10 protein-coding genes and 1 pseudogene are annotated in these 15,524 nt (G+C 72.9%); 5 read left to right on the forward strand and 6 right to left on the reverse strand.

Features of this window, described 5'->3' with window-relative positions; all coding sequences use genetic code 11:
• Positions 1-42: 42 nt before the first annotated feature.
• Positions 43-1,347 (forward strand): adenosylmethionine--8-amino-7-oxononanoate transaminase, encoded by a 1,305-nt coding sequence (locus K6U06_RS20205; protein ID WP_262323783.1) that lies wholly within the window; start codon positions 43-45, stop codon positions 1,345-1,347.
• A gap of 59 nt (positions 1,348-1,406) precedes the next feature.
• On the opposite strand, the gene bioD is transcribed toward K6U06_RS20205, so the two are convergent.
• Both bioD and K6U06_RS20215 read right to left on the reverse strand, forming a co-directional pair.
• Positions 1,407-2,096, reverse strand: coding sequence for an ATP-dependent dethiobiotin synthetase BioD (gene bioD / locus K6U06_RS20210; RefSeq protein ID WP_262323784.1), 690 nt, complete (start codon positions 2,094-2,096; stop codon positions 1,407-1,409).
• Positions 2,093-3,226 (reverse strand): aminotransferase class I/II-fold pyridoxal phosphate-dependent enzyme, encoded by a 1,134-nt coding sequence (locus K6U06_RS20215; RefSeq protein WP_262323785.1) that lies wholly within the window; start codon positions 3,224-3,226, stop codon positions 2,093-2,095. The genes bioD and K6U06_RS20215 overlap by 4 nt, the downstream gene beginning before the upstream one ends.
• 119 nt (positions 3,227-3,345) lie before the next feature.
• Here K6U06_RS20215 and bioB point away from each other — a divergent pair, with 119 nt between their 5' ends.
• The 3 genes from bioB to K6U06_RS20230 are packed head-to-tail and all read left to right on the forward strand — an operon-like array spanning position 3,346 to position 7,085.
• The gene (bioB, locus tag K6U06_RS20220) at positions 3,346-4,338 is read left to right on the forward strand and encodes a biotin synthase BioB (protein WP_262323786.1); all 993 of its coding nucleotides are present in this window, start codon (positions 3,346-3,348) and stop codon (positions 4,336-4,338) included.
• A 54-nt stretch (positions 4,339-4,392) separates the two neighbouring features.
• Positions 4,393-6,204: a pyruvate kinase gene (locus K6U06_RS20225; protein WP_262323787.1), complete on the forward strand. Its 1,812-nt coding sequence runs from the start codon at positions 4,393-4,395 to the stop codon at positions 6,202-6,204.
• 38 nt (positions 6,205-6,242) lie between these two features.
• Positions 6,243-7,085: a hypothetical protein gene (locus tag K6U06_RS20230; RefSeq protein ID WP_262323788.1), complete on the forward strand. Its 843-nt coding sequence runs from the start codon at positions 6,243-6,245 to the stop codon at positions 7,083-7,085.
• Positions 7,086-7,089: 4 nt separating this feature from the next.
• On the opposite strand, the gene K6U06_RS20235 is transcribed toward K6U06_RS20230, so the two are convergent.
• Positions 7,090-9,687 (reverse strand): SpoIIE family protein phosphatase, encoded by a 2,598-nt coding sequence (locus K6U06_RS20235; RefSeq protein WP_262323789.1) that lies wholly within the window; start codon positions 9,685-9,687, stop codon positions 7,090-7,092.
• 161 nt (positions 9,688-9,848) lie between these two features.
• Between K6U06_RS20235 and K6U06_RS20240 the strand changes: the two genes are divergently transcribed.
• Positions 9,849-10,634, forward strand: a complete 786-nt coding sequence (locus K6U06_RS20240; RefSeq protein ID WP_262323790.1) for a thioesterase family protein — start codon at positions 9,849-9,851, stop codon at positions 10,632-10,634.
• A 17-nt stretch (positions 10,635-10,651) separates the two neighbouring features.
• Here the strand turns inward: K6U06_RS20240 and K6U06_RS20245 are convergent, their stop codons facing one another.
• The 3 genes and pseudogenes from K6U06_RS20245 to K6U06_RS20255 form a co-directional block, all read right to left on the reverse strand.
• Positions 10,652-12,481 (reverse strand): glycoside hydrolase domain-containing protein, encoded by a 1,830-nt coding sequence (locus K6U06_RS20245; RefSeq protein ID WP_262323865.1) that lies wholly within the window; start codon positions 12,479-12,481, stop codon positions 10,652-10,654.
• A pseudogene (locus K6U06_RS20250) lies at positions 12,436-14,352 on the reverse strand (glycoside hydrolase domain-containing protein); the annotation flags it as partial. The gene K6U06_RS20245 and the pseudogene K6U06_RS20250, both read right to left, overlap by 46 nt.
• A 22-nt stretch (positions 14,353-14,374) precedes the next feature.
• Positions 14,375-15,454, reverse strand: a complete 1,080-nt coding sequence (locus tag K6U06_RS20255; protein ID WP_262323791.1) for an ABC transporter substrate-binding protein — start codon at positions 15,452-15,454, stop codon at positions 14,375-14,377.
• Between the last annotated feature and the right edge of the window lie 70 nt (positions 15,455-15,524).

Genomic DNA, 15,524 nt, shown 5'->3' on the forward strand with positions numbered 1-15,524 from the left:
CCAGGCGATCGACGGTGGCGGGGCGCCTGGCAGACTGCCCCCGTGGACGTCTCGGACCCGACTGCTCGCGACCTGATCGCCCGCGACCGTGAGACGGTGTGGCACCCGTACGCTCCCATGCCCGCGGCGCTGGCCCCGCTGGAGGTGATCGGCGCGCAAGGGACCCGCCTACGTCTGGCCGACGGCCGGGAGCTAGTGGACGGCATGTCGTCGTGGTGGGCGGCGATCCACGGGTACCGCCACCCGGTGCTCGACGACGCGCTACGGGCCCAGCTCGACGCGATGGCCCACGTGATGTTCGGAGGCCTCACCCACCGGCCGGCGGTGGAGCTGGCGGAGCTGCTGGTGGACATCACCCCCGGCGGCTTGGATCACGTCTTCTTCTGCGACTCGGGGTCGGTGTCGGTCGAAGTGGCGATGAAGATGGCGCTGCAGTACTGGCTCGGACGGGGCCGCCCCGCGAAGCACCGCCTGGTCACGGTGCGCTCCGGATACCACGGTGACACCCTCGGGGCGATGGCGGTGTGCGACCCGGAGACGGGAATGCACCACATGTTCAGCGCGTCCCTCCAGCAGCAGCTGTTCGCGCCGGCGCCGACGCCGCGCTTTGGGGAAACCTGCACCGCTGAGGACCTCGAACCGCTGGCCGCGCTGCTCGCCGACCACCGGGAGGAGGTGGCGGCGGTGATCCTCGAACCGGTGGTTCAAGGCGCCGGCGGCATGCGCTTCTACGCCCCGGGCTACCTCGCCGGCGTCCGGGCGCTGTGCGACGAGCACGGCGTGCTGCTCATCGCTGACGAGATCGCCACCGGCTTCGGACGAAGCGGCGAGCTGTTCGGCTGCGACCACGCCGGCGTCGCGCCCGACATCATGTGCGTGGGCAAGGCGATGACCGGCGGATACATGTCGATGGCCGCCACGCTTTGCACCCCGGAGGTGGCCCACTGGGTGAGCCACGCCGAATCCGGGGCCTTGATGCACGGGCCGACCTTCATGGGCAACCCTCTAGGGTGCGCGGTGGCGCTGGCCTCGATCCGGCTCCTCCTCGACGGGCCGTGGCAGTCACGAGTCAGGGGTATCGAGGCCGGGCTGCGGGAAGGCCTGGCGGCCGCGGCGGGGCTGCCCAACGTGGCCGACGTGCGGGTGCTCGGCGCCATCGGTGTCATCGAGCTGGAACAGGCCCTGCCGATGGCCGCGATGCAAGAGACGTTCGTCGCACGCGGCGTGTGGCTTCGACCCTTCGGGCGGTTGGTCTACGCCATGCCGCCCTACGTCGCGTCCGACGACGACGTCGCCCGCATCGCCGGGGCGATGGTCGCGGTGGCACGCGACGTCGGTCCCGCCTGACCCGCCGGCGGCGTCGGCCAACAGGCCAACACCCAGCGCCGGCAGAAACCCAGCTGCTGTCAGAGATCCAGTTGCCTGGGCTCGGTCACCACCCGGTACCCGTCGCGCTCGACCAGCCAGTCCCGGTTGCGGACGTGCAGGTCGTCACCGGGGTCGTAGCGGTTGAGGACGACGATCACGTCGAGGGGAGCCAGGGCGGCCAGTGACAGGCGGACCGCGTTGATGGTCCCCAGCCCGGCGTCGGCGACGAGGACGGTCAGATCGGGCCGCAGCAGCCGGGCGAAGGTCGCGCCGTCCGCGTCGTGGGCGAGCGGCGAGCGCACCCCGCCGGCGGTTTCGACCAGCCCGAGCTCGGTCCCCGGCGCCCACTGCAGCTCGTCGAGGAGGTCAGCGACGGCGATCGGCGGCCGGCCGAGCGCGTCGGCGGCCATCGGCGGCGCCATGGGCAGCGGGTACCACCGGTGGGCTGGGCAGACCGCGAGGCGGTCCTCTCCGGTTGCCTCGGCGAGGAGGTCGGCGTCGGTCGGCTCGAGCGGCGCCCCGGAGCGGTCGGCGTCGAACGACTGGGCCGGTTTGCGGACCGCGACCCCGGCACCACCCGACCGGCCGGCCGCGACCAGACCGGCGGCTGCCTCGCGGGTGACCCACGTCTTGCCCACCTCGGTGCCGGTCCCTACCACCGCCACCAGCCTGGCCGGCCTGCCGGCGGGTCCGGTCCGGTGGGCGGGTCCGGTCTGGTGGTCGCTCACGGCGTCACGCCCAGCCCGGCGAGGGCCTCCTGGAGGCGGTCGATGTCCTCGTCGGTGTGCGCGGCGGACATGGCCACCCGGAGCCGGGACGTTCCGGCGGGCACGGTGGGGGGCCGGACCGCCGGGACGAGCAGGCCGCGCTCGAGGAGGGCGGCGGCCGCGTCCACGGCCCGGTCCTCGCCGCCGAGGACGATCGGGATGATCGGCGACGGGTGGCCGGGCCGGACCCGGTCGATCGCCGCCCGGAGCCGGCCGACTAACCCGTCGCCCTCCGGCGAGCGCACGACGCGCAGCGCGGCCAGCGCCGCCGCGGCGTCAGCCGGCGAGAGGCCGGTGGTGAAGATGAACGACCGGGCCCGGTTGACCAGCAAGTCCACCGCCGGCGTGGACCCCGCCACCCACCCGCCGAGAGCGCCGAGCGCCTTCGACAGGGTGCCCACCCGCACCACATCGGGTCCCTCCCCGGCGGCCGGCACGGCGCGGTGCCCGTCGAGCACCGCGTGGGCGTCGTCGACGACGAGCAGAGCGTCGTGGCGGGCGCACACCCGGGTGAGCTCGACGAGGGGGGCGACGTCGCCGTCCATCGAGAAGACGGAGTCAGTGACCACCAGCCGCCGGCCGCCGGGGGCCGAGGTGGCGGCGTCGATCAGCAGCCCGTCGAGGTGGGAGGCGTCGCAGTGGCGGTACACCCGGATCGACGACCGGCTGAGCCGGCAACCGTCGATGATCGAGGCGTGGTTGAGCTCGTCGCTGAAGACGGTCACGTCCGGGCCACCGAACGTGGCCATCACCCCGACGTTGGCGGTGTACCCGCTCGAGAAGACCAGCGCGGCGTCCGTGCCCGTCCAATCGGCGATCTCCGCCTCGAGCTCCTCGTGCACCGGCCGGGTGCCGACGATCAGGCGGGACGCGGTGGCGCCGGTACCCCACCTGGCCGCGGCGGCCCCCGCCGCGGCCACCACCACCGGATGGGCGGACAGGCCCAGGTAGTCGTTGGACGCGAACGACACGACGGCCGCCGCGCCCACGCGACCTACCGGCCCGTAGCCGTCGAAGGCGCGGTTGTGACGCCACCGCCCGGCGCCGCGCACCTCGTCGAGCTGCGAATCGATCCACTCGCGCCAGACCACGGCGGGTCACCATGGCACCCGCCCCCCGCTGCAGTCCATTCGCGCCGGGCCGTCCCCGAAGGGCCGGCACCCCGACGCAGGTTTGTGCCGGTCCGGACGGCACGGACAGACTCTCTGCGATGGTTACCCTCCGCCACGACTGGACCGTCGACCAGGCCGAAGAGCTGATCGGGCGACCGTTCCACGATCTGCTCTTCGAAGCCCACGCCGCGCACCGCGAGCGGTTCGACCCTCACGTCGTCGAGGCGGCCATCCTGCTGTCGGTCAAGACCGGGGCGTGCCCCGAGGACTGCGCTTACTGCCCTCAGTCGGCGAAATGGAACACCGACCTCAAGCCTGAGCGGCTCATGGCCCCCGACGACATCGTGGCCGCGGCCCGCCAGGCCCAGGCCGCTGGCGCGACCCGCTTTTGCATGGGGGCGGCGTGGCGGTCACCGACGGACCGCCAGGTGGGCGAGGTGGCCGCCGCGGTCGAAGCGGTCAAGGGTCTCGGGATGGAGACCTGCGTCACCCTCGGGATGCTGGCGGCGGCCCAGGCGCGGCGGCTGGCCGACGCGGGCCTGGACTTCTACAACCACAACCTGGACACCTCGCCGGAGTTCTACGGTGAGATCATCACCACCCGCACCTACGGCGACCGGCTCGAGACGTTGGCCAACGTCCGAGACGCCGGCGTGAAGCTGTGCTGCGGCGGCATCGTCGGGATGGGCGAGAGCCGGCGGGACCGGGCCGGGCTGCTGGTGCAGCTGGCCCGCCTCGACCCGCACCCCGAGAGCGTGCCGATCAACCTCCTCGTGCAGGTCCCGGGGACGCCGCTGTTCGGCGCCGAGGACCTCGACCCCCTAGAGCTGGTCCGAACCGTCGCCGCGGCCCGGCTGATGATGCCCGGCTCCGTCGTGCGCCTGTCCGCGGGGCGGGCCCAGATGACCGACGAGCTGCAGGCCCTTTGTCTCCACGCCGGCGCCAGCAGCGTGTTCCTCGGCGACAAGCTTCTCACCACGGCCAACCCGGGCGAGGACCACGACCGGGACCTTCTGTCTCGCCTGGACACGCAGACCGCCACGCCAGAGCGGACCGGACGGCTCCAGCCGAGCGCTTCGCCGCTCGGCTGACGTCGGGCCTTCCGGCCCTACCCGGTGCCGGCCCCGGCTCATACCGTCCAGGGCGTGACCGCCAAGGACCATCCCGTCGGCGACGTCGAACGGCGGGCCATCTCCGCCGAGTTGGTGGCCCTCGCCGCGCTCATGCGGGACATGGAGGCGGAGCGGGCGGCCGACATCTCCTCGGTCGATCCGGCCCACCGCCAGGACGCGGCGAACTTGATTCACTACCTGGCCCTGCGCCAGGGCGACGTCCGCCACGTGCAGCGCTGGCTGGGCGCCCGGGGGCTGTCGTCGCTCGGCCGGTCCGAGGCCCACGCGCTGGCGACGGTGGAGAGCGTCCGCGCCGCCATCGACGGCAACACGCACAGCTTCGGCCCGGCGATCCAGAGCTTCGAGTCCGGCCGTTCGGCGCTGGATCGCAACACCGACGCGCTCTTCGGGCCGCGGCCGCGCGGTCGGGTCCCCCGGATCATGGTGACCCTGCCGTCCGAGGCCGCCGACGACTACCCGCTCGTCCGGGGTCTGGTGGTTCGAGGGATGGACGTCGCCCGGATCAACGGCGCCCACGACGACCCCGAGGCGTGGACCCGCATGGCGTTGCATGTCCGCAAGGCCGCGGCCGAGGTCGGGCGCCGGTGCCGGGTGTCGATGGACCTGCCCGGGCCGAAGCTGCGGACCGGGCCGCTCGTCGACGGGCCGAGGGTGATGAGGGTGCGGCCCGAGCGAGACCCGCGCGGCGTCCCAGTGGCGCCGGCCGCCTTGACCCTCGTCGCGGCGACCGACGCCGGCGGCTCGGGGCCGGAGGTGCCGGTGGATCCGCTGTGGCTGCGGCGCCGTCACCCCGGCGAGGTGGTCGAGCTGGTCGACACCCGCGGCTCGCGCCGCGATCTGCGGGTGACCGACGCCGGCCCTGATTCCTGCCGGGCGTCGGTGTGGGACACCACCTACGTCGAGACCGGAGCGTCGCTGTCGTGCGGCGCGGACACCACGACGGTCGGGCCGCTCCCGGCGGTCGCCCACCACCATCTGCTGTGGGCCGGCGACTCGCTGGTGCTGACCCGTGACCTCACGCCGGCCGCACCGTGGCGCCACGGCCAGCCCGGCCAGGCCCGCATCGGTTGCACCCTGCCGGCGGTGTTCGACTCGGCGCGTCCCGGAGACCGGGTGATCCTCGACGACGGGAAGATGGCCGCCACCGTCGAGGAGGTCACCCCCGACGAGCTGCGCTTGAGAATCGTCTCGTCGGCGGCGAGGGGCTCCAAGTTGCGGGCCGAGAAGGGGATCAATCTTCCCGACACCGATCTGGGGATTCCGGTCGCCGGCGACACCGACCTCCCGCTGCTGCGGGTCGCGGCCGCGCACGCCGACATGGTGGCGGTGTCGTTCCTCCGTCACGAACGCGACGTGGACCAGATCCGCGAGATCCTGGGCCACCTGCGCGCCGAGCGACTCGGGTTGGTGCTCAAGATCGAGACGACCGCGGCGTTCACCCGCCTGCCGGAGATCCTCCTCCACGCCATGCGGTCACCTCTTGTCGGGGTGATGATCGCCCGTGGGGATCTCGCCGTCGAAGCCGGCTACGAGCGCCTCGCCGAGCTGCAAGAAGAGATCCTGTGGCTGTGCGAGGCGGCTCACCTGCCGGTCATCTGGGCCACCGAGGTCCTCGACCACCTGGCCCGCACCGGTCAACCGTCGCGCGCCGAGGTGACCGACGCGGCGATGGCGCAGCGCGCTGAGTGCGTCATGCTCAACAAGGGGCCCTACGTGGGCGAGGCGATCGAGTTCCTCGACGGGGTCTTGCGGCGCATGTCCCGACACCAACGGAAGAACACCGCGCTCCTCCAGCCGCTGCGGAGCTGGACCCGCCCCAGGTGAGCGCAGCCAACACGGCGGTTCGCGCCTAGACCGGTGGTATGGCTGATCGCCGCGCCGGGGACGTGGCCGCCGGGGACGTGGTCGCCGCGGTCGGGACCGCCGCGGCTGTGGCCGTTTGGTGCGGATGGGCCAGCCAGTTCCCGCAGTCGAGTACCGGGGCGACGGTCACGGTGGGCGTCTCGTTCGTGGCAGTGGTCGCCTTCGACGTGGCGGCGTGGCGCGGCCGCAGCACCGGCGCTGGCGCTGGCACCGGCACCGGCAGCCGCGGCGGCGACCGCTGGCGGGTCCGGCTCGAGCCGGCCGCCGAGCCGTGGCCCAGGCCCGGGCGAGGCGGAGCCCGCCGCGCGCTGGTGGGCACCAGCCCATGGATCGGGATCTGCCTGGCCGTACTGGCATGGGAGATCCTCGGTATCGACACCGGCTCGGCCCAGCCCCACCTGACGATCAGCGCCCTGACTCGCGCCTACCGGGCCCTGCACGCCGCCATGCTGCTGGTGTGGATCGGCGTGGGGGTCGGCTACGGGGCGGCCCGGGCCCGGGCGCCGGGCGGCCCTCCGCCGCCGGCCCCCGCCGCGGCGGCGCTGGTGATCCCCCTGGCGCTGGCCGCCGCCGGTCCCGGCCTGGCCGCCACCGCCGCAGCCACAGCCACAGCCACGCCAGCGCTGGACGGGCTGCTCCTGCCGAGCAGCCGGGGCGCGGGCTTGTCGTTTTGGTTCGGCGTGCTCGGCGCCGGTCTGGTCGCTGACCGGGTCGCACGGAGATCAGGCGGCCGCTTGGCCAGCGCCGAGGAGGTCCTCCGGCTGGTGACCACCACGAGGACGGCCAACGGCTTCCTCGTCGTCGCGTGGGCCTACTCCGGCTACCACCTGTTCATCCACTGAACCGTCATTTGGTGGCCTCGAGGGAGGGACCGCCTTCGGGCAGCACGACCGGGCCGGCCTCGTCGGGCCGGGGCCGGTCCTGGGGGTGGAGACGGACCGCGACCAAAGCGACGTCGTCGTCGGGGCGGCCCTCGATCAGGCGCCCGACGAGCTGGTCGCACAGGTCGTCGAGGGGAAGCCCGGCGAGATCCGCCACCGCCCGGCCGAGGCGCCCGAGGCCGTCGCTCAGGTGCTCGTCGCGCCGTTCGACCAGGCCGTCGGTGTAGAGGAGGATCGTCGTGCCCTCCTCGATGGCCATCGTGGTCTCAGAGCGCGACGACGACTCGTCGATGCCGAGGAGCAGCTCGGCGTCCGCCGGCTCGAGGATCACGACCGAACCGTCAGGTCGCAGCACCAGTGGCGGCGGGTGCCCGGCGTTGGACCAGCGAAGCGTCCTCGTCGCGTTGGCTCGCTCCGCGTCACCCTGCTCTATGCGGGCCACCACCGCCGACGCCACGGTGCTCAACCCGAGACCGGCGATCGCCGCGTCGAGACGGGACAGCACCGACGCCGGCCCGCCGCCGCTGGACCAGGCGATCCCTCGCAGCAACCCGCGGAGCTGGCCCATCGCCCCCGCGGCGTGGGTGTCGTGACCGACGACGTCGCCGATCACCAGCACGGTGGCGCCGTCGTCTTGCAGGAACGAGTCGTACCAGTCCCCGCCGACCGACGCGCCGCTGGCCGCCGGCACGTACCGGACGACGATGTGTACGTGGTCCGGCTCGGGCGGCGCGGTGAGGAGGCTGCGCTGCAGATGCTCCGCCAGCGTGCGCTGCTGGTTGTAGAGGCGGGCGTTGTCGAGGGCCATCGCGGCACGGTCGGCGACCTGGCGGGCGGTGGCGATCGCCTCGTCCGACATCGGCTGGCGACTCGCCCCCCGAAACAGGCTGAGGGCGCCCACCACCCGGCCGCGGGCGGTCAATGGCACCGCTACCGACGAGCGCGGCGCGAGCTGGCGAACGGCGTCGAGAGCCGGTGACGGCCCGAGGAACGCCGCGGCGCGCCCGACCGCGTCGTCGCGGGTCGCCACCACCTCGCCGGAGCTGAGCGCCCGCTGCACCGGTCCAGGTCCGAGCTGCTTCGCGAAGCGGGTCTCCGCCAGGCGCTCCACGACCGGGCGCATCGCCGGGTCGAAGTGGGAGCAGCCGAGGTCGCGAAGCGACCCGTCGTCGTCCACGATGCTCACGATCGACCAGTCGGCCAGCGACGGGACCACCAGACGGGTCAGGCGGGAGACCGCCTCCTCGGCGTCGAGGGTGCCGCTCAGCTCCGCGCTGACCTCGGCCAGCATCGCCAGGCGCTCCGCGGCCGCCTCGGCCTGGGCCTGCATGGCCAGCGCCGTCACCCGGGCGTCGTCGGCTGCGGCCATCGCCCGGTGCTGGGCGGTCACGTCCAGGAAATACAGCGCCAAGCCGACCTCGCTCGGCACGGCCCGGACCTCGAACCACGACCCGAGCTGTGCTTGATGGACCTCCAGCTCGACCGGCTCGCCGGTCTCGAGGGACTGGCGGTGCTGGCCGCCGGCACGGAGGCCGTCAAGGCCGGGGAACACCTCCCACAGCACCCGCCCGACCGCTTCGTCGGCGCCATGGCCGAGGATCCGCTCGCCGGCCCGGTTGAGATACGACACCCGCCAGTCGGCGTCGACGGCCAAGAACCCGGCGGTCATCGACGCCAGCAGATCGGCCGCCTGGTCCCGGGCGTTGCGGGTCTCGGTGGTGTCGTAGGTCACCCCTACGAGCTGCGCCGCCCGGCCCTCGGCGTCGGCCCGCACCCGGCCCCGGACCGTCACCCAACGGGTCTCGCCGCCCGGATGCACGACCCGGTAGTCGACCCGGTAGCGGCCGACGGAGCGCACCGCGGCCGCGAACGCCGCCGCGACGAACTCCCGGTCCTCGGGGTGGACCCGCTCGAGGACCTCGGTCCGGCTGATGGTGGTGGTCCCCGGCACCAGCCCGTAGATCGCGCTCATCCGCTCGTCGCAGGTGATCCGACCGGTGCGCAGGTCGATGTCGAACGAACCGAGGTCGGCGGCGTCTCGGGCCACGTCCCAGCGCAGCTGGCCATACTCGTAGTCCGACGACAGAGCCGACAGCTCAAGCTCGGTGATCACGCTCTCGGCTAGGACCTCGACCACGTCGACGTCTCGCTGCGACCACGATCGAGCGGCCCGGTCGAACACGCAAAGCGCGCCGACGACATGACCGCCGGAGGTCCGCAGCGGCGCGCCGAGGTAGGACCCGACCTGGCCGCTGGTCACGGGCGGCAGGTCCGCCACCCGCTCATCGGCGGCCGCGTCGGTGACGTGCAGCACCGCGCCGGCCTTGGCGGTAACGGTGCAAAGCGACTCGTTGAGAGGCCCGCTGCGCCCGACGGTGCCCTCCACCAAGCCGGCCGCGGCCGCGACGGTCTGTACGTCGGTGAGCAGCGAGACCTGGGCCGACGAGGCGCCGACCAGGCGAGCCGCCAGCGCGGTGAGGCGCGCCAGCGCCGGGCTGGCGGTCGCCGCGTGCAAAAGCCGCTCGGCCTCGGGCGGGGGGGCGTCATCGTCTCGGTGTTCCACTTTCGCCCCACCACGTCTTCCTCGGCCGGCCGGCCGTCGCCCTCGGGTCGGAGCTTCGGCGATGAGCACCCGACTCTGCCGCACAACTGCCGCCTCGGCCAGTCCCATCCGCGAAAACCGCCGGGCCGGACTCCGGCGGCTTCCGGCTAGGGTCAGCCCGCATGACGGTGGCTGATCCTCACACCGGCGTGGAGTGGCTCGGCCTCGAGCGGGTCGGTGAGAGCCGTTGGGGCTTCACGCTGACCGATGAGCTGTCGCGCCCCGACGCCAGGTTCTACGGCGGAACGGGGCTGGCCGTGGTCACCGCGGCCATCGAGCTGGAGACGCAGCGGCGGGCGTTGTGGGCCACCGCCCAGTTTGTATCCAGCGCCGCCACCGGCGACCGCTTCGAATGCCAGGTCGAGGTGCTCGCCGCCGGGCGGCGCAGCTCGCAGGTGCGAGTCACCGGCCGGGTGGACGGCCGTCTGGTCTTCTCCGGCCTCGGCGCGGCCGGCGAGGCCCGCACCGGCCCCCTCGAGGCGCAGTTCGGGCAGATGCCGGTCGTCCCGCCGCCGCTGGAATGCCCCCGGTGGGCTCCTCCCCGCGCCTTCGCGCGGCGCGGCGAGCGTCCCGGCTGGCTGTCGATCACCGACGCCCGAGCCGCCGGCGAGGGGGGCGCGATGTGGATGCACCTCGAGGGGCGGCCGCTGACGCGCGCCGCGCTGGCCTTCCTCTCCGACACCCTCCCGAGCGCCGTGGTGCGAGCCTCGGGCCGCGACGGCGCAGGCACCAGCTTGGACAACACCGTCCGCTTCGGGCCCGAACCCGAAGGGGACTGGATGCTCGTCGACGTGGACCCGCACATGATCGCGTCCGGGTACCTCCACGGCGCCGCCCGGTTGTGGTCCGAGCGGGGGCGGCTCCTCGGCATCGCCAGCCAGACCGCCAGCGTGATGCTCTTCGAGTGAGCCGCCCCGGCTCTCGGCTAGCTGGTGGCCAGCGCGAACACGTGGATCTGACCGGCCGTGGTGGCTGCGGGCAGGGTCACGCGGGCCAGCCGGAGCGACGGGTTGAGCGGCACCGCCACGGAGAACACGTCGGTCGCGCCTCCCTGGCTGGCCCCGCTCGCGCTGTTGCGCCCCGACATCGCGATGGCGACGGTGTTGCCCGGCTCGGGGCTGGCGCTGCCCCCGTTCAGGGTCCAGTCCGACACCCGCAACGGCGCGCTGGCGGTGCTGCCGTCGGCGTAGGTCAACGTCACGGTGCCGGTGCTCGGGCCGTTGGTGGCCGAGCACAGCACATCGAGCGCGGTCGCTCCGGCCGGGGCGTTCACCGTCACCGTCTGACCGCCGGCCACCGCGTTGTCGGGCTGGCCGGCCGCTACATCGGGCCAGGTGTAGTCGGCGGCGCCGGCGTGCACGGCACTGCCGGGCGTTACCCCGGCGGCGGCCAGGGCTTGCGCGGAGTAGCTGTAACCGTCGCCGTCGAAGTCCGCCGCCATCGGGTCGCTTTCATCACTTATGCCGATGTTGTCGAACGCGGCGAGCAGGCTGCCGGGGACCGCGACCAGGACCGGGATGTTCCCGGTCGGGACCGGGCGGTTGTCGTCGGTCGCGGCCACCGAAACCGTCGAGAACCCCGGACCGGCTTCGGGCGCCGCGTGCAGGGTGACGGGGATGGTCGACCCGCCGGCGGGCACCGTCGCGCTCCCCGCGTCCGGCAGCGCGCTCACCCCCGAGCCTGCTGCCGGCGTGGCCGACCAGTTGACGGCCTGCCCGTAGCCGGTGGCGTTAGCGGCGAGCAGGCCGGTGGTCACCGACGACCCGGGCGCGACCGTCGTCTGCCCGGAGGAGGTGAGCACGACGGGCGCCTCGCCGGCGCTGTATGACGGCGGCGCGTCGGCTGGCGCCGACCCCCACGCCGGGTCCGGCGTCGCCGAGAGGGAGAAGCGCAGGTTGGCGCCGTAGGGGAGCAGCGACGCCACCGACACCGACGTCATTTGCGTCGGGGTGCCGTCCACGGCCAGGCCGGTGACGTACGGCGCGTCCGCGGCGGCACCGACGCCGTCGATGGTCAGCGCAGCGCCGGATGGGAGATGCACCACCGCCCGGGGGAACAGCGGGCTGCCGGCGACGAGCACCGGCGCGCCGGCGGTCTCCGGGTACAGGCCGAGATCGGCCCACACCAGCCACGAGCTCATGGCGCCCAGGTCGTCGTTGCCGGGCTCACCGCCGGGCGTCGCCGAGTACAGCGTGCTGGTGATCTTCCGTACCAGCGCCTGGGTTTTGTACGGCGCCCCGACGTAGTCGTACATGTAGGGGGCGCTCAGGTCGATCTCGTTGCCGGCCCAGTAGTACGGCTGGTTGGGCCCGGCGTTGAGCTGGGTGAAGAACGTGTCCAGGCGCGAGATGACCTTCGCGTCGCCGCCCATCAAGTTGACCAGCGCCCCGATGTTCTGCGGCGCGGCCCAGTTGTACTGCGCCGCGTTGCCCTCCTGGAAACCGGACTGGCCGAAGCTGCCGTAGCCGACCGTCAGCGGGTTCCCGGTCGGGAAGTTGCCCGCCGCGTCCCGGGGCTGCAGGTAGCCGGTGGCCGGGTTGAACAGGTTCTCCCAGTTCTGCGCTCTGGCCGAGAAGGTGGCGGCGGTCGCGGCCTTCCCCAGCCCGGCCGCGACCTGGGCGATCCCGAAGTCGTCGAGCGCATACTCGAGGGTCTGCGACGCACCGTTGTCGACCGGCGACAGCGACGTCTGCTCGGTGTTGGGCGTGAACCGAGCTTCAGGTAGTCGGCAATCTGCGGCCGTTCGGGGTACCAGCCGTGACCGAGCTGGCTGGGCTTCGGGACCTCGGTGGCGCCCTTGACCATCTCCGCCAGCGCCGCTTTGACGTCGAAGTTGCGCACCCCGAAGGCGTAGGCGTCGGCGATCATCGCGTCGGCGGCGTCGCCGTTCATGACGTTGGTGTAGTCGTCGGCGTACTCCCACTTCGGGAGCCAACCGCCCTGCGCCCCGTCATTGACCAGCGACTGCATCATGTCACCGGTCTGCGCCGGTGCGACCAGGCTGAGCAGCTGCATCTCGCTGCGGTAGACGTCCCAACCCGAGAAGTTGGCGTACTGCGCCTTCTGGGAGGAGCGCAGGGTGTGGGGTTTGCCGTCGAATCCGAGGTACTGGCCGTTGGCGTCGGAGAACACGCTCGGGTCGAGCAGCGAGTGGTACAAGGCGGTGTAGAACTGCGTTCGCTGGTCGGTGGTGCCGCCGCCGATGCGGATCTTGCCGAGCAGCCGGTCCCATGCTCTGCGGGTGGCCCGCTGCACGTTGGAGAAATTGACGTCGGGTGGCCCCTGCTCCGCGGCCAGGTTGGCCCACGCGTCGGCCTGGCTCACGTAGCTGATCGCGACTTGCATCTGCACCTTGCTCGAGCCGGCGGCGGCGAAGGTGGTGTACGCGGCGGCGTCGGGACCGGACGCGGAGGTGGCGCCGGGGTTGGGGTTTTCGACCACGCTGCGGATCGACGCGTTGGTGGCGGTCAGGTCGACGCTGCCGCCAGCCGAGGTCCGGACCTGGAACTGCGGGGTGTTGGAGCAGCCGATGGTCGTCGTGTCGGTGAGGGTGACGGGCGTGCCGGGGGTCAGCGACACCGCCTGGCTCTGCGAGTCGACGCAGCCGTTGTAGAAGTCCAAGAACACCGGGGCGGTCTGCTTGGAGCTGTTCGCCTCCAGGGTGACGCTGGCCTGGTAGGCGTGCCCGGAGGCCAGGCCGCTGGGGGTGACCTGCGCCCAGGTCTGGCCGGTGACGCAGCTGGCGGTCCACGACTCGCCGGCGCCGCCGTCGACGGGGGTGAGCGCCCCGGTGTTGGTGGCGCACCCGTTGTTGTCCGGGCCTCCCCACCCGAGCGTGCCGGTCTGGGAGGTCCCGAGCAGGTTGGGGCCGGTGACCGACTGCTGCCAGGTGCCCGCGGACGCGAACGGCCGGTCGAACCGGGCCGCGAAGTACAGCGGGTAGGTGTCGGGCGAACCGCAGAAGTGCCCGGAGGTGGTCTGCCCGGTGACCGCGTCGTTGCCGACCACCTGGACCGAGTCGTTGGTGTCGCCGTTCTGACTGCCGGCGACTTTGAACACGACGTTGCCGTTGGATCCGCTCGGGAAGCTGAAGTCGGCCAGGCCAGTGCGGGTGGTCGCGGTGAGCTGGGCGCCGATCGGGGCGGAGGCAGGACCGAGGCGCACCGAGTAGAAGCCGGGGCTGGCCTGCGCGGTGCTGTGGCTGAACGGCTCGGTCGTGGTGTAGGGGTCGGAGGGGACCGCGCCGGCCGTCGGCAGGATCGGGATGTCCCCGAACGCGCCGCACCCCGGGCCGCTTATGTGGGTCAGGGAGAAGCCGGTGGTCTGGCTGTCGCCGTAGTAGTAGCCGCCGCCGTCGGCGCCGCTCGGGGTGGTGTCGGGGCTGAAGGTCAGCATCCCGAAGGGCGCGGCGGCGCCCGGGAAGCTGTCGACCTGGCCGACGACCGTCCCGCCAGAGCCGGTCCCGATGATCGGGTTGACGTAGCTGGCGGGATCGGCGGCGGCGGCTGGGGCCGGTGCTGCCGCGGCCGCCGGCGCGCCGGCGGCGAGCATCGCCGCCGCGGCCAGCACCGCGGGAGCGGCGCGCCGGGCGGCGCGGTGAGCAGCGCGATAGGTGGTGCGGGTCATGGTCAGCCTCTCCTTCCCGGCGCTAGCAGGAGCCCTTGTAGAGGTAGGACTGCATCTGGGACAGGTTGGACTGGGTGATGGCGACCAGGTTGGTGCCGACCTGCGCCTGGGTGGGCTGGCCGGTCAGCGCGTCCACGGCCTCGTCGACGCCGGTGACTCCCTCCTGGTAGGGCTGCTGCGCGATCAGGGCCTGGACCACCCCGGCCTGCAGCTGCTGGACCTGCTGGGGTCCGGCGTCGAAGCCGACGGTCTTGACCCGGCCCTGGGCGCCGGCCTGGCGCAGCCCGGTGCCCACGCCCTGCGCGGTGAGGGTGTTGATGGCGAAGATCCCCGATAGGTCGGGGTGAGCGGCCAGCACCGAGCTGACCAGGGACGCCGCGGTGTTGGCGTTGTCCTGGTCGTACTGGATGGGGAGCACGGTGATGCCGGGGTAGTTCTTCATCTCCTGGTCGAAGCCCTGGGCCCGGGCGTCGGTGGTGGAGATGCCGGGTTGCTCGTTGATGACCACCACCGAGCCCTTGTCGCCGACCAGGCCGGCCAGGGTTTTGGCGGCCAGCTGGCCGCCCTCCAGGTTGTTGGAGCTGATCGACGACACCGCCAGCGACGAGTCCTTGACGGTAGTGTCGACCTCGACCAGCTTGATCCCCGCCGACTTCATCTGGGTCATCGGCGCGATCAGCGCCTGGCTGTCGGTCGGGGCGATGAGCACCGCGTCGGGGTGGGCGGCGGTCACCGCGTTGACGATCGGGATCTGCTCCGAGGCGCTGAACGTGGCCGGCCCCTGGACGTTGATCTTGGCCCCGAGCCGGGCGGCCTCGGCCTGCGCGCCGCAGGCCATGGTGATGTAGAACGCGTCACCCTTGGTGCCCTGGATGAGCGCCAGCGACTTGCCCTTGCCGGAGCCCGCGGCGGGCGCGGCCGGCAGTCCCGAGCCGCCCGAGCCGCCCGAACCGGCGCTGGTGGACGGCGCGGTGGTGGCCGAGCCCGACGTGGCTGCCGGAGCGGTGGTCGACGAGCTGTTCGACGAGCTGGACCCGCACCCGGCCGCGGCCAGCGCGGCGAGAGAGGCGAGCGAAGCGGCGGCGAGAAGCTTGCGTGGCATTGGTGTTTCCCCCTGTTTGTGGTGTGGCTGTTGGGTGTGGTCTGAGTCGGTGGTTGTGTGAGTCGGTGGT

The sequence above is a fragment of the Acidiferrimicrobium sp. IK genome (assembly GCF_025499425.1).
Taxonomy (GTDB): Bacteria; Actinomycetota; Acidimicrobiia; order Acidimicrobiales; family Palsa-688; genus Acidiferrimicrobium.